This window comes from Allorhizobium borbori, from assembly GCF_014196535.1.
Lineage (GTDB): Bacteria > Pseudomonadota > Alphaproteobacteria > Rhizobiales > Rhizobiaceae > Ectorhizobium > Ectorhizobium borbori.
The window spans coordinates 1-1,261 of the sequence record NZ_JACIDU010000056.1; the positions used below are offsets into that span (position 1 = coordinate 1).

Below are 1,261 nucleotides of genomic sequence, written 5' to 3' on the forward strand. Positions count from 1 at the left end.
AAGATGTCGATGAACCCGTTTGACGAGATTGCGGTGGAAGAGGCGCTGCGTTTGAAGGAAGCGGGCAAGGCGGCGGAAGTGGTTGCGGTGTCGATTGGACCGGCCAAGGCCGAGGAGACGCTGCGCACGGCGCTGGCGATGGGCGCGGACCGCGCCATCCTGATCGAGACCGACGAGACGGTCGAGCCGCTGGCGGTGGCGAAGCTGCTGAAGGCCGTGGTTGCCGCGGAAGAGCCGGGCCTGGTCATTCTCGGCAAGCAGGCGATCGATGACGACGCCAACCAGACCGGCCAGATGCTCTCGGCGCTGACGGGTTTCCCGCAGGCGACGTTTGCCTCGAAGGTGGAGCTGGGCGACGGCTCGGTGGCCGTCACCCGCGAGGTCGATGGCGGTCTGCAGACCATCGCGCTGAAGCTTCCGGCGGTGGTGACGACGGATCTGCGCCTCAACGAGCCGCGCTATGCCTCGCTTCCGAACATCATGAAGGCGAAGAAGAAGCCGCTCGACAAGAAGAGCCCGGCCGATCTCGGCGTCGATGTTTCGCCGCGCCTCAAGGTGGTGAAGACGGAAGAACCGGCCGGCCGCAAGGCGGGCATCAAGGTCAAGAGCGTGGCGGAACTCGTCGAGAAGCTCAAGACCGAAGCCGGCGTGCTTTAAGCGGACGCGAGAGGAGCTATTACCATGACCATTCTTCTTCTGGCCGAACACGACAACAAGGCCCTTTCCGAACAGACCGCCAAGGTTCTGAGCGCCGCCACGAAGATCGGCGGCGACGTGCATGTGCTGGTAGCCGGTTCCGGCGCGTCTGCCGTGGCGGATGCCGCCGCGAAGCTCTCGGGCGTTGCGAAGGTTCTGGTGGCAGATGACGCCGCCTATGCGCATGGCCTGTCCGAACCGCTGACGGACCTGATCGTCTCGCTGGCCGGCGGCTATGATGTCGTCATCGGCGCGGCGACGTCGGTTGCCAAGAGCGTGCTGCCGCGCGTGGCGGCCCTTCTCGACGTGATGCAGGTGTCGGAAATCATCGAGGTCGTCTCGGCGGATACGTTCAAGCGTCCGATCTATGCCGGCAACGCCATCCAGACGGTGCAGTCCAGCGACGCGAAGAAGGTGATCACCGTGCGCACGGCCTCGTTTGCGGCGGCCCCGGCAGGCGGTTCGGCCGCCATCGAAGCCGTTGCCTCTGCCGGCGACAAGGGTGTCTCGACGTTCGTGTCGGAGGCGATTGCCGCCTCCGAGCGTCCGGAACTGACGGCGGCGA

Annotated in this window: 1 protein-coding gene and 1 pseudogene; both read left to right on the forward strand. The window is 65.6% G+C overall.

What is annotated here, in order from left to right:
* Positions 1 to 657, forward strand: a 657-nt coding sequence (locus tag GGQ66_RS22885) for an electron transfer flavoprotein subunit beta/FixA family protein (RefSeq protein ID WP_183796041.1), incomplete at its 5' end; no start/stop codon positions are given.
* A 24-nt stretch (positions 658 to 681) separates the two neighbouring features.
* Positions 682 to 1,261: pseudogene (locus tag GGQ66_RS22890) on the forward strand (electron transfer flavoprotein subunit alpha/FixB family protein); the annotation flags it as partial.